16 protein-coding genes and 2 pseudogenes are annotated in these 13063 nt (G+C 58.9%); 8 read left to right on the top strand and 10 right to left on the bottom strand.

Annotated features, from left to right (window positions below; translation table 11 throughout):
• Positions 1–114: 114 nt before the first annotated feature.
• On the bottom strand, positions 115–558 hold the full coding sequence (locus PMI27_RS17195; protein WP_008148539.1) for a PilZ domain-containing protein: 444 nt from the start codon (positions 556–558) through the stop codon (positions 115–117).
• Here PMI27_RS17195 and PMI27_RS17200 point away from each other — a divergent pair.
• From PMI27_RS17200 to cysB, 5 genes are all read left to right on the top strand, one after another.
• Positions 557–943 (top strand): thioredoxin family protein, encoded by a 387-nt coding sequence (locus PMI27_RS17200; RefSeq protein ID WP_033053188.1) that lies wholly within the window; start codon positions 557–559, stop codon positions 941–943. The genes PMI27_RS17195 and PMI27_RS17200 overlap by 2 nt on opposite strands.
• Entirely contained in the window at positions 940–1896 is a 957-nt protein-coding gene (locus tag PMI27_RS17205; RefSeq protein WP_008148543.1) for a putative 2-dehydropantoate 2-reductase, read from the top strand. The genes PMI27_RS17200 and PMI27_RS17205 overlap by 4 nt, the downstream gene beginning before the upstream one ends.
• A 25-nt stretch (positions 1897–1921) precedes the next feature.
• The gene (locus tag PMI27_RS17210) at positions 1922–2827 is read left to right on the top strand and encodes a 5'-nucleotidase (protein WP_008148545.1); all 906 of its coding nucleotides are present in this window, start codon (positions 1922–1924) and stop codon (positions 2825–2827) included.
• Positions 2828–2921: 94 nt separating this feature from the next.
• The gene (locus PMI27_RS17215; RefSeq protein ID WP_008148547.1) at positions 2922–3425 is read left to right on the top strand and encodes a universal stress protein; all 504 of its coding nucleotides are present in this window, start codon (positions 2922–2924) and stop codon (positions 3423–3425) included.
• A 147-nt stretch (positions 3426–3572) separates the two neighbouring features.
• On the top strand, positions 3573–4547 hold the full coding sequence (gene cysB / locus PMI27_RS17220) for an HTH-type transcriptional regulator CysB (RefSeq protein WP_008148549.1): 975 nt from the start codon (positions 3573–3575) through the stop codon (positions 4545–4547).
• 9 nt (positions 4548–4556) lie between these two features.
• On the opposite strand, the gene PMI27_RS17225 is transcribed toward cysB, so the two are convergent.
• On the bottom strand, positions 4557–5039 hold the full coding sequence (locus PMI27_RS17225) for a GreA/GreB family elongation factor (protein WP_008148552.1): 483 nt from the start codon (positions 5037–5039) through the stop codon (positions 4557–4559).
• 14 nt (positions 5040–5053) lie between these two features.
• Entirely contained in the window at positions 5054–5464 is a 411-nt protein-coding gene (locus tag PMI27_RS17230) for a hypothetical protein (protein ID WP_008148554.1), read from the bottom strand.
• A gap of 124 nt (positions 5465–5588) precedes the next feature.
• Between PMI27_RS17230 and earP the strand changes: the two genes are divergently transcribed.
• Positions 5589–6746, top strand: a complete 1158-nt coding sequence (gene earP / locus PMI27_RS17235) for an elongation factor P maturation arginine rhamnosyltransferase EarP (RefSeq protein WP_008148556.1) — start codon at positions 5589–5591, stop codon at positions 6744–6746.
• 48 nt (positions 6747–6794) lie between these two features.
• On the top strand, positions 6795–7364 hold the full coding sequence (locus tag PMI27_RS17240; protein WP_007899917.1) for an elongation factor P: 570 nt from the start codon (positions 6795–6797) through the stop codon (positions 7362–7364).
• A gap of 161 nt (positions 7365–7525) precedes the next feature.
• On the opposite strand, the pseudogene PMI27_RS30430 reads toward PMI27_RS17240, so the two are convergent.
• From PMI27_RS30430 to PMI27_RS17260, 6 genes and pseudogenes are all read right to left on the bottom strand, one after another.
• Positions 7526–7654, bottom strand: a pseudogene (locus PMI27_RS30430) (alpha/beta hydrolase); the annotation flags it as partial.
• Positions 7655–7745: 91 nt separating this feature from the next.
• Positions 7746–7874, bottom strand: a pseudogene (locus PMI27_RS30425) (alpha/beta hydrolase); the annotation flags it as partial.
• 91 nt (positions 7875–7965) lie between these two features.
• Positions 7966–8979: an alpha/beta hydrolase gene (locus PMI27_RS17245; RefSeq protein ID WP_024164562.1), complete on the bottom strand. Its 1014-nt coding sequence runs from the start codon at positions 8977–8979 to the stop codon at positions 7966–7968.
• A gap of 34 nt (positions 8980–9013) precedes the next feature.
• Positions 9014–9433, bottom strand: coding sequence for an organic hydroperoxide resistance protein (locus PMI27_RS17250; protein ID WP_008146992.1), 420 nt, complete (start codon positions 9431–9433; stop codon positions 9014–9016).
• 350 nt (positions 9434–9783) lie between these two features.
• Positions 9784–10245 carry a MarR family winged helix-turn-helix transcriptional regulator gene (locus PMI27_RS17255; protein ID WP_008146202.1) on the bottom strand — a complete coding sequence of 154 codons (462 nt, stop codon included), beginning with the start codon at positions 10243–10245 and terminating at the stop codon, positions 9784–9786.
• A gap of 69 nt (positions 10246–10314) precedes the next feature.
• Positions 10315–11271, bottom strand: a complete 957-nt coding sequence (locus PMI27_RS17260) for a LysR family transcriptional regulator (protein ID WP_008146200.1) — start codon at positions 11269–11271, stop codon at positions 10315–10317.
• A gap of 112 nt (positions 11272–11383) precedes the next feature.
• On the opposite strand from PMI27_RS17260, the gene PMI27_RS17265 reads away from it, so the two are divergent.
• Positions 11384–12133 carry a sulfite exporter TauE/SafE family protein gene (locus PMI27_RS17265; RefSeq protein ID WP_033053187.1) on the top strand — a complete coding sequence of 250 codons (750 nt, stop codon included), beginning with the start codon at positions 11384–11386 and terminating at the stop codon, positions 12131–12133.
• On the opposite strand, the gene PMI27_RS17270 is transcribed toward PMI27_RS17265, so the two are convergent.
• Complete coding sequence (locus tag PMI27_RS17270; protein ID WP_008146195.1) at positions 12123–12977, bottom strand: LysR substrate-binding domain-containing protein; 855 nt, start codon at positions 12975–12977, stop codon at positions 12123–12125. The two genes, PMI27_RS17265 and PMI27_RS17270, sit on opposite strands and share 11 nt — an antisense overlap.
• Between the last annotated feature and the right edge of the window lie 86 nt (positions 12978–13063).

Genomic DNA, 13063 nt, shown 5'->3' with positions numbered 1-13063 from the left:
GCGTCGGGGAGCAGAACCTTAGCGCGTTACACCGTTGCTCGACAATGGGCAGACACCGGTTTAAGGGGCATTCTCAATTAGTTTGCGCGGGAAAACCCATTGAGGATGCCCCTGCTAATCCAGCACAACCCGCGTAAATGCCCTGCGAACCGTGTCGTGGGAGAACTCGTCGGCATGTTCCTGGACCCATTCGAGGGCCAGGGCCTGAGTTTCCTGCAGATCGTCATGCGCGTCATGCAGGCGACAGTAATGTTTGATCTGGCACACCTGCTCGCCCATCCGGGCACTGAACATCATCTGTTCGTCAACAAAGGCAATGCCTACCAGATAGCCGCGTTTGCGTCGCAGGCACCAGGCTACATAGCCCAGAAAACGCATGTCGGGGTTCAAGGTCGGCATGCGCACTTCCAGCGCCGTACCGTGGCGCCACGCCCGGTGATAATTGCAAGCCATGCCGCCGAGGCTGATAGTGTGCAGCTGTTGCCGTGAAATACACTCAGGTTTTAGCAACGTTAATTCGACGGGCACATCGTCAGGGTGAGGAATAAAACGTCCCATGAGCACGGACTCCATGTGTCGGCCATCTGACATTGTTCCACCCAGTATAGTGGTCGAATTGGAACTGACTGATTTCGACGCCGACCAACGGCTGCTGGCGATGAACGGTGTTTCGCTGGTCATTTTCACCAGCGTCGGCTGCGCCAGTTGCCGTTTTGCCCGTGAGCAATTGCCACGACTCGATCTGGATGTCGATCGGCTGTGCTGGATCGATGCCGGGAACAATGGCGGGGTGGTCGAGCGTTATCAGGTTTTTTATTTGCCGGCGCTGTTTGTGGTGCGCGACGGTGAATTCTTCGGGGCACTAAAATCGCGCCTGACCCGTACAGAGCTCAATGCAGCCGTGGCTCAGGCGCTGAGTCGAATTGCAGAGGAGTTGCCATGATGGGGGCAGTAACCAAACCGACAATCGGTATTATCGGAACCGGCGCGATCGGCGGTTTCTACGGGTTGATGCTGGCGCGTGCCGGTTTCGATGTGCATTTTCTGTTGCGCAGTGAGTTTTCGGCGGTGGCCGAGCGCGGGTTGCAGCTCGACAGTGCGGTGCACGGAGCGCTGACGTTGAATCCGGTTCAGGCCTATTCGAATGCCGAAGACATGCCGCCCTGTGACTGGTTGCTGGTGGGCGCGAAAACCACCAGTAACGCGCAGCTGGCACCGACGATCATTCAAGCCGCCGCCCCCGATGCGAAAGTGCTGCTGATGCAAAACGGCCTGGACGTTGAAGACAGTCTGCGAGCGTTGCTCCCCGACTCGCTGCACGTGCTCGGCGGGCTCTGCTATATCTGCGTTCATCGCGATGGACCAGGCGTCATCACTCATCAGGCGCTCGGCGCGGTGAATGTTGGCTACCACAGTGGCCCTGCAGCCGATCAGCAGGCGCGCATGGCGATTGTCGAGGAGGGCGCCGGGCTGTTCCGCGCCGCCGGCATCGACTCCCAGGCCATGGCGAACCTGCATCAGGCGCGCTGGCAAAAACTGGTCTGGAATATCCCTTACAACGGTCTGTCGGTTCTGCTCGGGGCCAGCACCACGCCGTTGATGGCCGATGCCGACAGTCGGGAACTGATCAAGGCGCTGATGGCTGAAGTGGTTCAGGGAGCAATCGCCTGCGGTCACGACGTACCCGCCGGTTATGCGGATCATCTGTTCATGGTGACCGAGAAAATGCCGGACTATTGGCCGAGCATGTACCACGATTTTCTGCACAAACGACCGCTTGAGCTGGATGCGATTTACGCCCGGCCACTGGCGGCAGCCAAGGCCGCAGGGTGCGAATTGCCGCGAATCGAAGCCTTGTATCGCAGTTTGAGTTTTATCGATCGACGTAACACCTGAGTCGATCAACCTGAGGGGGAAGGGCATGGCAAAGACAATCGACGACAAACTGGTGCTGGCGATTTCTTCGCGTGCGCTGTTCGACCTGAGCGAAAGCCACAAGGTCTATCTGTCGAGCGGCGTCGAAGCCTATCGGCAATATCAGATCGAACACGAAGACGAAATCCTCGAGCCCGGCGATGCATTTCCGCTGGTACAAAAACTCCTCAACTTGAACACCAGCCTTGGCCGCGCCCGGGTCGAGGTGATCCTGGTGTCGCGCAACAGCGCCGACACCGGCCTGCGGGTTTTCAATTCGATCCACCACTATGGCCTGGCGATTTCCCGCGCGGCGTTTGTCGGCGGGCGCAGTCCTTATCCCTACCTCAAGGCGTTCGGCTGCGACCTGTTTCTCTCGACGCATGCCGAAGACGTGCGCAGTGCACTGGATGCAGGGTTCGCCGCCGCGACCATTCTGTCGGGTGGTGCCAGCCGTGCGGCCAGTGATGAATTGCGCATTGCCTTCGATGGTGACGCGGTGCTGTTTTCCGACGAATCGGAGCGCGTCTATCAGTCCGGTGGTCTGGAAGCGTTTCAGGCCAGTGAGCGTGAAGCCGCCCGTGAGCCATTGCGCGGTGGGCCTTTCAAAGGCTTCCTCGCCGCCCTCAATCTGTTGCAGCGCGAGTTCCCGGAAGACGCCTGTCCGATCCGCACCGCGCTGGTAACCGCGCGATCAGCGCCGGCCCATGAGCGAGTGATCCGTACCTTGCGCGAATGGGATATTCGTCTGGACGAATCGCTGTTTCTCGGCGGCCTGACCAAGTCGGCGTTTCTTGAAGCCTTTGCCGCCGACGTGTTTTTCGACGATCAGGCCGGTCATTGCGAGTTGGCCCGCGAGGTGGTCGCCACCGGTCACGTGCCGCATGGCATAAGCAACGAGCAAAAGGTTTAAGCCCACGGTTCAACGCGTTACGCGAAACGTCGTACTCGCCAAGGCACTGCTAAGCTGAATCAATCTCCGCCATGTCGGCACTCGAGGAGGTCATATGATTCATTCGATGCTGTACGCCACTGACCTCGGCCTGTACGCACCTTTGGTAATGCAGCATGCCTTGGCGCTGGCGCGCACATTCAATGCCGATCTCTACGTGGTGCATGCCGTTGAACCGATGGGGCTGTTTGCCGAGTCGGTGCTTCAGAGTTACCTCGATGAGCAGTCGTTGAACGAGTTTCACAGTCAGGGCTTGAACACGGTGATTGCCAATATCGAGCAGCGGGTGCTCGACAGCTTTCGTGAAGAATTGGGGGATGAAGGGGAGCAGGACCTGGAGCGGATCAAAGCAGTACGGGTGCTTCAGGGCGATCCGTCACAGGTGATTCTCGACCAGGCGCAGAAACTCTCCGTGGATTTGTTGATCGTAGGTAGTCATAGCCATGGTGCTGGCGCCGAAACGCCTTTGGGCCGGACCGCAGCGCGGGTGCTGCAACTGTCTCGGGTGCCGGTCTATCTGGTGCCGCTGGTGGAACGTCGTCGCCAAGGGGATCGTTAGTGTCCTGCCTCGCATTCACGAGGCAGGACACCAGAACACGAATAGTGGCAGTTTGACAAAAAAGTTCTAGATTTATTCTTCAAACCATTAATATAGTTATATACCGTCGCTGATGCCCGTGGCGTCTACCTGCTTTGAGGGATTCATATGAAGCTTCAACAACTGCGCTACATCTGGGAAGTGGCGCACCACGACCTCAACGTTTCCGCTACAGCCCAAAGCCTTTACACGTCGCAACCGGGCATCAGTAAGCAGATCCGTCTGCTGGAAGACGAATTGGGGGTTGAGGTTTTCGCCCGCAGCGGCAAGCACCTGACTCGCGTCACCCCGGCCGGCGAGCGCATTATCACCACCGCCGGCGAGATCCTGCGCAAGGTTGAAAGCATCAAGCAGATCGCCCAGGAATTCTCCAACGAGAAGAAAGGCACCCTGTCGATCGCCACCACGCACACCCAGGCACGTTATGCGTTGCCACCGGTGATCAGCAATTTCATCAAGCAATACCCGGACGTTGCCCTGCACATGCACCAGGGTTCGCCGATGCAGATCGCTGAAATGGCCGCTGACGGCACCGTGGATTTCGCCATCGCCACCGAAGCGCTGGAGCTGTTCGGTGATCTGGTGATGATGCCGTGCTATCGCTGGAACCGCTGCGTGGTCGTGCCTCAGGGGCACCCGCTGACCAAGCTGTCGAAGCTGACCCTCGAAGCCCTGGCCGAATACCCGATCGTGACATACGTGTTCGGTTTCACCGGCCGTTCGAAGCTCGACGAAGCTTTCAGTCATCGCGGCCTGACGCCGAAAGTGGTGTTCACCGCCGCCGACGCCGACGTGATCAAGACTTACGTTCGTCTGGGCCTGGGCGTGGGGATCGTGGCGAAAATGGCGGTCGATGCCAAACTCGATAGCGACCTGGTCATGCTTGATGCCAGCGACTTGTTCGAGTCCAGCATTACTAAAATTGGTTTCCGTCGCGGCACGTTCCTGCGTGGCTTCATGTGCGACTTCATCGAGAAGTTCGCCCCGCACCTGACCCGCGAAGTCATGGCCAAGGCCATCCAGTGCCACAACAAGCAGGAACTGGAAGAGCTGTTCGACGGCGTCGAACTGCCGGTGCATTAATCTCCGGCGTCAGACCACCTCGGTAACAGAAAACTGTTGCCGAGCACCCGCCACCAGAATCTCCACCTCGTCCCCTTCGAACTTGCCCAGCAGGCTTTTACCCAGCGGTGAGCGGGGGGTGATGACGGTAATCCATTGCCCCACCACGTCGACTTTCAAACCCGCTGCGTCGGGGGCCAGAAACAACCATTGCTCACGACCCTTTTCATCTTCCAGACCGAGCAGGGCGCCGACTTCGATGCCACGCTGATCGTCGTAAGGTCGCAGCGTCAGGTTCTGGCAAAGCGTCAGTGAGCGCCTGATTTCCTCCACACGTTTGGCCTGCCCGGCTGCCAGATAAGAGGCCTCCAGACCCAGCGTGTCGTATTTGTTCTCGGCGATGTTTTCTTCGTGGGTCGCGGTTTCGTAAGCGGTTTGTGCGGCACGCTCGGCGATGTCGAGGTCGACCCGCAGCTTGTCGAGAATCAGTTGGTGGACGGTCGGCTTGTGCATAGAGAGCTTCTTGATCAATCGCAGAATTGCTGGACGTTGGCGCGGCTTTTTTCGCTCGGTGCAGTGTGGTCCTGTTGCAGCCAGAACTGGCATTTGGGGTTCGATAGATTGCGGTTGCTGCTGCGCGCCTGATCGAGCCTTTGCTGCTGCTCGTTCTTGCGCAGGTTCTCTTCATACTGATCGAACAACGGGCTCTGCGGCGCAATGGCCGGCACCGGTTGCACCACCACCGGTGGTTTGGCCAGTTGCTGCACTGCCTCGGCCACGGGCGCGAGCTGTTCGCTGAACAACAGTCGAGAGGCGAGCCAGCACGTCAGCGCGATCGCGATAAACCCTAGCCACAAACCCAGGGCAATGCTGCCGGTCAGTTGCAAGGCGCTGAGCTGGATCGGCAACGGGCGGCGCGGGTTGGGACGGTAGGGCATGGCTGCCTCCTGGCGGGTGGTCGCGGGCGAGTGGCGATTGTCGCATGAAGATTAATCGCCGTCGGCTCTTCTGCACGGGGTAATTTATGAGGACAATCGGCGCCTTTGCCAACGGGAGCCTGGAATGCCTGAAATGCCTCAAGTAAAAAACTGCTGGCGCTGGGATATTTTCTGCGCGGTGGTCGACAACTTTGGTGACATCGGCGTGACCTGGCGTCTGGCCCGACAACTGGTGGCCGAACATTCGGTGGCGGTGCGTTTGTGGGTCGATGATCTGCGGGCCTTCGAGCGCTTGTGTCCGGAAATCGACATCAACGCCTCACAGCAATGGCAGCAGGGCGTTGAGGTGCGTCAGTGGACAGCCGACTGGCAGCCCACTGAAGCCGCTGATGTGGTGATCGCCGCGTTCGCCTGCCAATTGCCAAGTGCTTACATGGATGCCATGGCCGAGCGGGAAAAACCGCCACTGTGGATGAATCTCGACTATCTGAGTGCCGAGGACTGGGTCGTCGGCTGCCACGGCTTGCCGTCGGTGAAATACAAGAGCGTACAAAAATTCTTCTTCTTTCCGGGGTTTCAGAAGGGCACCGGTGGCTTGCTGCGTGAAAGCGGATTGCTTGAGCGTCGTCAGCAGTTTCAGCAAAACCCCGAGGCCCAGCGAGAATTCCTCCAAGGCTTAGGGATTGATCGCGCGCAAGGTGCGCAGTTGATCTCGCTGTTTGCCTACGAAAATAATGGGCTGGCCAGCTGGCTCGAGGCAATGGCTGTCGACTCGACGCCCACTCATCTGCTGGTACCCGAAGGCCGGATTCTTGGGGATGTCGAACGTTGGCTCGGTGTGGACGGTCTGGTGGCCGGCGCGGTGCATGTGCGCGGTGAATTGACCGTGCAAGTGCTGCCGTTCGTCCGACAGGATCAATACGATCACCTGCTCTGGTGCTGCGATTTCAATGCCGTGCGCGGTGAAGACTCGTTTGTTCGCGCCCAATGGGCGGGCCGGCCGCTGCTCTGGCACATCTATCAGCAGGACGAAGACATCCATCTGGACAAGCTCGACGCCTTCCTCGCGCTGTACACCAAAGGCCTGTCCGAGCCTGCCCGCGAGGCGATCAGCGGTCTTTGGCGGGCGTGGAATGCGGGTGACAATATGACCGGGCACTGGCAATTGACCCGAAAACACTGGCCAGAACTGCAAAAACACGCCGAAGAGTGGTGTCTGGAACAGGCTTTGCAGGCAGATCTTGCCGCAGCGCTGGTACAGTTTTATGTAAATTGGATATGATACGCGGCCTAGATTTTTGTAAATCCCATCCAAATTCGGATATTCGCAATGAAAACTGGTAAAGAACTGAAACCCGGGATGGTTATCCGTCTCGAAAACGATCCTTGGCTGGTTCAGAAAGCTGAATTCACCAAGTCGGGTCGTAACAGCGCGATCATGAAGACCAAGCTGAAAAACCTGCTGACCGGTTACAAGACCGAGATCGTTTACAGCGCCGACGACAAACTGGACGACGTAATCCTCGACCGTAAAGAAGCGACCCTGTCCTTCATCAGCGGCGACTCCTACACGTTCATGGACACCACCGACTACACCATGTACGAACTGAACGCTGAAGACATCGAAGCCGTTCTGCCTTTCGTTGAAGAAGGCATGACCGATGTTTGCGAAGCGATCTTCTTCGAAGAGCGTCTGGTTTCCGTAGAACTGCCGACCACTATCGTGCGTCAGGTTGACTACACCGAAGGTTCCGCTCGCGGCGACACTTCCGGCAAAGTGATGAAGCCTGCCAAACTGAAGAACGGTACCGAGCTGTCGGTTGCTGACTTCATCGAAATCGGCGACATGATCGAGATCGATACCCGCGAAGGCGGTTCCTACAAAGGTCGTGCTAAATAAGCACTGCTTCAGGAATGAAAAGCCCGACCATTGAGTCGGGCTTTTTTGTGGCCGAAGATCAGTTCAAAAGATCGCAGCCTCGTTTCACTCGACAGCTCCTACATGGGTTTTGTATTCCCCTGTAGGAGCTGTCGAGTGAAACGAGGCTGCGATCTTTTGCTTTATTTCAGGTGCTGCTTGAGCTCTTCGGAGGCTTGAAGCATCGCGGAACGCACCGCCGGCACCTGGCTCACCACGTTGAGCAAACCGTAGTCGTGGATCATGCCGTTGTAGCGCACGGCGGTGCATACACAACCCAATCCCTGTAGGAGCACGGCTTGCCGGCGATAGCGGCCTCAAGTACGCCATCGCCGGCAAGCCGTGCTCCTACAGGGGGCGATGTTATTTCAGGTGTTGCTTCAGTTCTTCGGATGCTTGCAGCATCGCCGAACGCACTGCTGGCACCTGGCTCACCACGTTGAGCAAACCGTAGTCGTGGATCATGCCGTTGTAGCGCACGGCGGTGCATACACAACCCAATCCCTGTAGGAGCACGGCTTGCCGGCGATAGCGGCCTCAAGTACGCCATCGCCGGCAAGCCGTGCTCCTACGGGGGGCGATGTTATTTCAGGTGTTGCTTGAGCTCTTCGGAGGCTTGAAGCATCGCGGAACGCACCGCCGGCACCTGGCTCACCACGTTGAGCAAACCGTAGTCGTGGATCATGCCGTTGTAGCGCACGGCGGTAACCGGCACGCCAGCCTCGTCGAGTTTGCGGGCGTAGGCTTCGCCTTCATCGCGCAACACGTCGGCGCCTGCCGTTTGCACCAGCGCAGGTGGCAGGCCCTTGAGTTGCGCAGTGGTTGCCCGCAGCGGCGACGCGTAGATCTCGTTACGCTGTTTGGCGTCGGTGGTGTAGTTGTCCCAGAACCACTTCATCATGTTTTTGGTGAGGAAGTGCCCCTCGGCAAACTGGTTGTAGGACGCCGTCTCGAAGCTGGCGTCAGTCACCGGCCACAGCAGCACCTGGAACCTGATCGCCGGTGTGCCCTTGTCTTTGGCCATCAGCGCAACCACGGCCGCCATGTTGCCGCCGACGCTGTTGCCGGCCACGGCCAGACGTTTGCCGTCGACGTTGATCTCTTTACCGTGCTCGGCCACCCATTGGGTTGCGGCGTAAGCCTGGTTGATCGCCACCGGGTAATGCGCTTCCGGCGAAGGCGTGTAGTTGACGAACACCGCCGCCGCCCCCGAACCGGTAACCAAATCCCGAACCAGGCGCTCGTGGGTTGGGAAATCCCCCAGCACCCAGCCGCCGCCGTGGAAGAACATGAACACTGGCAGCTCACCTTTGACCCCGGCCGGCCGGACGATGGTCAGGTTGAGCGGTTGGCCGTCAACTTGAATGGTCTTCTCGCTGACATCGGCTTTTGGCAGCGTCAGTTTCACCCCGGCCTGCGCGCCGACCAACACGGCGCGGGCTTCTTTAGGGGTGAGTTGTTCCATCGGTTTGCCGGTGCCGGCATTCAGAACGTCGAGGAACGCTTGGGTGTTGTGTTCAACCCCGTCGCCCGCGAACACGCTGTGGATGGACAAGGCGAGAAGGGTACCGGTCAAGACTTTACTGAAAGTGCTCATGTGCGTTTCCTGGTTCGGGCCTGGGAATCAGCGGTTAGACGGTGACGTGCAGGCGCACATCGACGTTGCCACGGGTGGCGTTGGAGTACGGGCAGACCTGGTGTGCGGCGTCGACCAGGCTTTGTGCATCGGCTTGTTCAAGACCCGGCAAGCTGACGTGTAAGTCGATGTCCAGACCGAAACCGCCAGGAATCTGGCCGATGCCGACATGGGCGGTGATCGAAGCGTCGTCCGGGATTTTGCGTTTGGTCTGGCTGGCGACGAATTTCAGCGCGCCGATGAAGCAGGCGGAGTAACCGGCTGCGAACAGTTGCTCAGGGTTGGTCGCTGCACCGCCGGCACCACCGAGTTCTTTGGGCGTGGCGAGTTTGATGTCGAGGATGTTGTCGCTGGAAACCGCACGACCGTCACGGCCGCCGGTGGAAGTTGCGATAGCGGTGTAGAGAGTTTGCATGGTGTAAGCCTCATTCGGAGTTGGGTGTTTTGCGCTAAATGTTTGCGCGCTAAGTAAGTGCGAGATAAATGTAGCTCGCGAATATTTAGCGCGCAAGATAAATTTTTGAAAAGGTTTTGGTTTGAGAGGTGGGCGCTGATTGGATGTATTGAGTTAGAGCGGTCGCGGAAGGATTTTTAGCGAAGAATTTTTTGACTGGATGGCGAATAAGATTTGAAGCACACCACAAAAAACAAATGTGGGAGTGAGCCTGCTCGCGATAGCGGTGGATCAGTCACTTCAACGTTGACTGACCTACCGCTATCGCGAGCAGGCTCACTCCCACAGGGGGATGGGTGGTGGTTTGAAGATCAGAGACTGTTCTGCAGATTGCTGCGCAGCGCTTGCAGCTCCGCTTGCAGTTTCTGCAGTCTCTCCAGGGTCATCCCGCTGGCGCCGAGGATGCACCGGGGAATACCGCGGGCTTGCTCCCGCAAGGCGCGACCCTGTTCGGTGAGTTCGACAATCACCACCCGCTCGTCTTCACGACTGCGGGTGCGGCTGAGTAAACCTTCGACTTCCAGGCGTTTGAGCAAGGGCGTCAGTGAGCCAGGATCGGTCAGCAGGCGCGTGCTGATTTCGCCTACGGTCAAACCGTCCTGTTCCCACAACACCATCATCGCCAGGTATTGCGGATAGGTCAGGCCCAGTGCTTGCAGCAGCGGCTTGTAGACCTTGGTCATCAGCAGCGAGGTGGAGTGCAGGGCGAAGCAGGCCTGATTATCCAGCAGGAGGTCGTCGCAGTTATCCGGGGTGTTGCGCTCGGTGGTCATTTCGAAGCCTTGATCAGTGATCGTCATAAATCTAGCGGGCGAATCTTTAATGCACCAGACAATTCTAGCCTAGTGCCGGTCGAGGGTACTTTGCAGGGCCAGATCCCACGGCGGGATCGGGCTGAAGCGGGTCTTCAGGTATTCCAGCAATAAGCGGCTGCGGGGATTGGGTTGTTGCTCAAGACGCAAGGCATAAATGCCGGTCGATTCCGGTGGTGGCAGGCCGTGTTCGCAGAACAGCGGAAGCAGTTCACCGCGTAACAGGTATTCGCTGGTCAACCAGGTTGGCAAGTGCGCAATACCCAACCCGGCCAAAGCGCCGCAGACCAACGCCTCGGCATTGTTGGCACTCATGCGGATGCGCGCCGGGCGGTGCAAGTGCATCTGCCCGTCCCGCTCGAAACGCCAGGCGAACGGCGGGGCCAGGCCATCCCAGTCGAGGCCATCATGCTCAATCAGCTGCGCCGGATCGGTCGGCACACCACGCCGTTGCAAATACTCGGGGCTGGCACAGGCGATGCGCACCATGCTCGCCAGCGGCGTGGCCACCAGTCGGGTATCGGCCATTTGCCCGGCGCGCAGCACCAGATCGACCTTGCCCAGATTCAAACCCTGCATGTCGACGAAACTGTCGATCAGGTGCAACTGCACGTCGAGGCCGGGGTAGAGCATCAGAAAGTCGGCAATCACCGGCGCCAGATGTCGCCGTCCGAATGCGGCCGGTGCATCGATCCGAATCAAGCCTTCTGGTGCGCTGCTCAAGGATACCGCTTCAGCCCGAGCCAGCCGCAGTTCAGCCACGATCCGTCGTGCGCGCTCGGCAAACGCCAAACCCGCCGGGGTAGCGCGCACGGCGTGGGTGCTGCGAACGAACAACTGGCTGCCGACGGCGTTTTCCAGGCTGTCGATGCGCCGGGCCACCGCCGAAGGGGTCAGCGGGTGGCGGCGGGACGCGGCGGAAAAACTGCCGGTTTCCAGCACGTCGAGGAACAGACCCAGTTGTTCGGTCAATTGATTGGGGTTCATGGTGTTGTCTGCGCTTGTGCGAAATTGGCACAGCCATTGTGCGTTGCTGTGCGTTTCCCCGCCAGCGCCGACTGCGTAGGATGAATAGCCTGACGTGAAGGGAAAATCGCCTGTGATTGAGTTTTTGATGTACCTGGTGTTTGGCGCCGCCCTCGGAACCCTCGGTGGGTTATTCGGCATTGGCGGTGGTTTGATCGCGATTCCGTTGCTGGGTGTGTTGTTCGGCCTCGATCAGCAGATTGCCCAAGGCACGGCGCTGGTCATGGTGGTGCCCAACGTGATGCTGGCGCTGTGGCGTTACCACCAGCGTAATCGCATTGAATTGCGCCACGCGCTGCCATTGGCTTCGATGGGGTTTTGTTTTGCCTGGATCGGTTCGATCTGGGCGGTGGGCATTGATGCGCAAACCATGCGCGTCGGATTTGTCGCGTTCCTGATTGTGCTGTCGACCTACAACCTGGTGCGAATGTTCTGCGCCAACGCGCCAGTGTCTGCGCAGATGAATTACTCATGGCCATGGCTGGGTGTGCTCGGCGCCGCCTCCGGCACCATGGGCGGGCTGTTTGGCGTGGGCGGGGCGGTGGTGGCAACGCCGGTGCTGACCAGTTTGTTCGGCACCAGTCAGGTGGTTGCGCAGGGGTTGTCGCTGGCATTGGCGCTGCCGAGTACTGGCGTCACGCTGGTGACTTACGCGGTGCACCATCAGGTGGACTGGATGATCGGCTTGCCCTTGGCGGTTGGCGGTCTGATGAGCATCAGTTGGGGCGTGAGGATCGCCCACGCACTGCCAGAGCGACTGCTGCGCGGGTTGTTCTGTGGGTTCCTGGTGTTCTGCGCGGTGATGCTCGCCCTTAAAGTTTGAAGCCTTCGACGATGTGTTCGGCCAGGCACTCAGTGATCGGCGACGGGTTGTGCAGGTTGCGCACCAGCATGATGCTGGCCTCGGGCAGGATCGGCAGGCCTTCGGCTTCACCGAGAATGCGCATGTCGGGCGTGATCAGGCTTTCGAGTTGCGCGGTGACGGCCAGTCCGGCGCTGACCACCGCCATGATTGCCGACAGGCTGTCGCTGTTGTACGCCACGCGGTAATCGCGACCCATGGCGTCCAGCGCATTGCAGGCCCATAAGCGGCAGAAGCAATCACTGTTGAACATCGCCAGCGGCAGTGGCGTTTGCTCATGGGCGCTGAAACATTGTGCCTCGGCCCAGACAAAATGCTCCTTGCGCAGTAACTGGCCAATTTCGTTGCCCGGCTCGCGGGTGACAATGGTCAAGTCCAGGTCCTGGCGCATCAGCAATTGTTTTGATGATTCGCAGTGCACCTCGATTTGGATCAGCGGATACGTCTGGGCAAATCGCCGCAGAATCCCCGGCAAAAAACGCATCACGTAATCGTCGGGCGTGCCGATGCGCACCATGCCGACCATGTGCGGCTCGCGCAGCGTATTGAACACCTCGCTGTGCAGCTTGAGGATGCGCCGGGCATAGCCCAGCAACACCTGGCCCTCCGCTGTCAGCCGCACCTGTCGTCCGTCGCGCTGGAACAATTGACGCTGCACCACATCCTCTTCCAGCCGCTTCATCTGCATGCTCACGGCGGACTGAGTGCGGTTGACCAACTCGCCGGCACGGGTAAAACCGCCCTGGTCGGCGATGGCAACAAAGGTGCGCAGCACTTCGGTGTCGATACTCGGGTAGGTAGACATTCATCAATCTCCGAGATGTATTACATAAGAAACATTCGTTGGATTGATCTTAGCCCCGGCGCGACACTTGAGCCATCCAAACGGAG

This window comes from Pseudomonas sp. GM41(2012), from assembly GCF_000282315.2.
Lineage (GTDB): Bacteria > Pseudomonadota > Gammaproteobacteria > Pseudomonadales > Pseudomonadaceae > Aquipseudomonas.
Note: the sequence above shows the minus strand (reverse complement) of the source record. Positions and strands in the feature narration are given on the sequence as shown.

Coding starts and splice junctions, on each gene's coding strand:
- PMI27_RS17200 (WP_033053188.1), top strand. CDS start 557: ATGAGCACGGACTCCATGTGTCGGCCATCTGACATTGTTCCACCCAGT.
- PMI27_RS17195 (WP_008148539.1), bottom strand. CDS start 558: ATGGGACGTTTTATTCCTCACCCTGACGATGTGCCCGTCGAATTAACG.
- PMI27_RS17205 (WP_008148543.1), top strand. CDS start 940: ATGATGGGGGCAGTAACCAAACCGACAATCGGTATTATCGGAACCGGC.
- PMI27_RS17210 (WP_008148545.1), top strand. CDS start 1,922: ATGGCAAAGACAATCGACGACAAACTGGTGCTGGCGATTTCTTCGCGT.
- PMI27_RS17215 (WP_008148547.1), top strand. CDS start 2,922: ATGATTCATTCGATGCTGTACGCCACTGACCTCGGCCTGTACGCACCT.
- cysB (WP_008148549.1), top strand. CDS start 3,573: ATGAAGCTTCAACAACTGCGCTACATCTGGGAAGTGGCGCACCACGAC.
- PMI27_RS17225 (WP_008148552.1), bottom strand. CDS start 5,039: ATGCACAAGCCGACCGTCCACCAACTGATTCTCGACAAGCTGCGGGTC.
- PMI27_RS17230 (WP_008148554.1), bottom strand. CDS start 5,464: ATGCCCTACCGTCCCAACCCGCGCCGCCCGTTGCCGATCCAGCTCAGC.
- earP (WP_008148556.1), top strand. CDS start 5,589: ATGCCTGAAATGCCTCAAGTAAAAAACTGCTGGCGCTGGGATATTTTC.
- PMI27_RS17240 (WP_007899917.1), top strand. CDS start 6,795: ATGAAAACTGGTAAAGAACTGAAACCCGGGATGGTTATCCGTCTCGAA.
- PMI27_RS17245 (WP_024164562.1), bottom strand. CDS start 8,979: ATGAGCACTTTCAGTAAAGTCTTGACCGGTACCCTTCTCGCCTTGTCC.
- PMI27_RS17250 (WP_008146992.1), bottom strand. CDS start 9,433: ATGCAAACTCTCTACACCGCTATCGCAACTTCCACCGGCGGCCGTGAC.
- PMI27_RS17255 (WP_008146202.1), bottom strand. CDS start 10,245: ATGACCACCGAGCGCAACACCCCGGATAACTGCGACGACCTCCTGCTG.
- PMI27_RS17260 (WP_008146200.1), bottom strand. CDS start 11,271: ATGAACCCCAATCAATTGACCGAACAACTGGGTCTGTTCCTCGACGTG.
- PMI27_RS17270 (WP_008146195.1), bottom strand. CDS start 12,977: ATGTCTACCTACCCGAGTATCGACACCGAAGTGCTGCGCACCTTTGTT.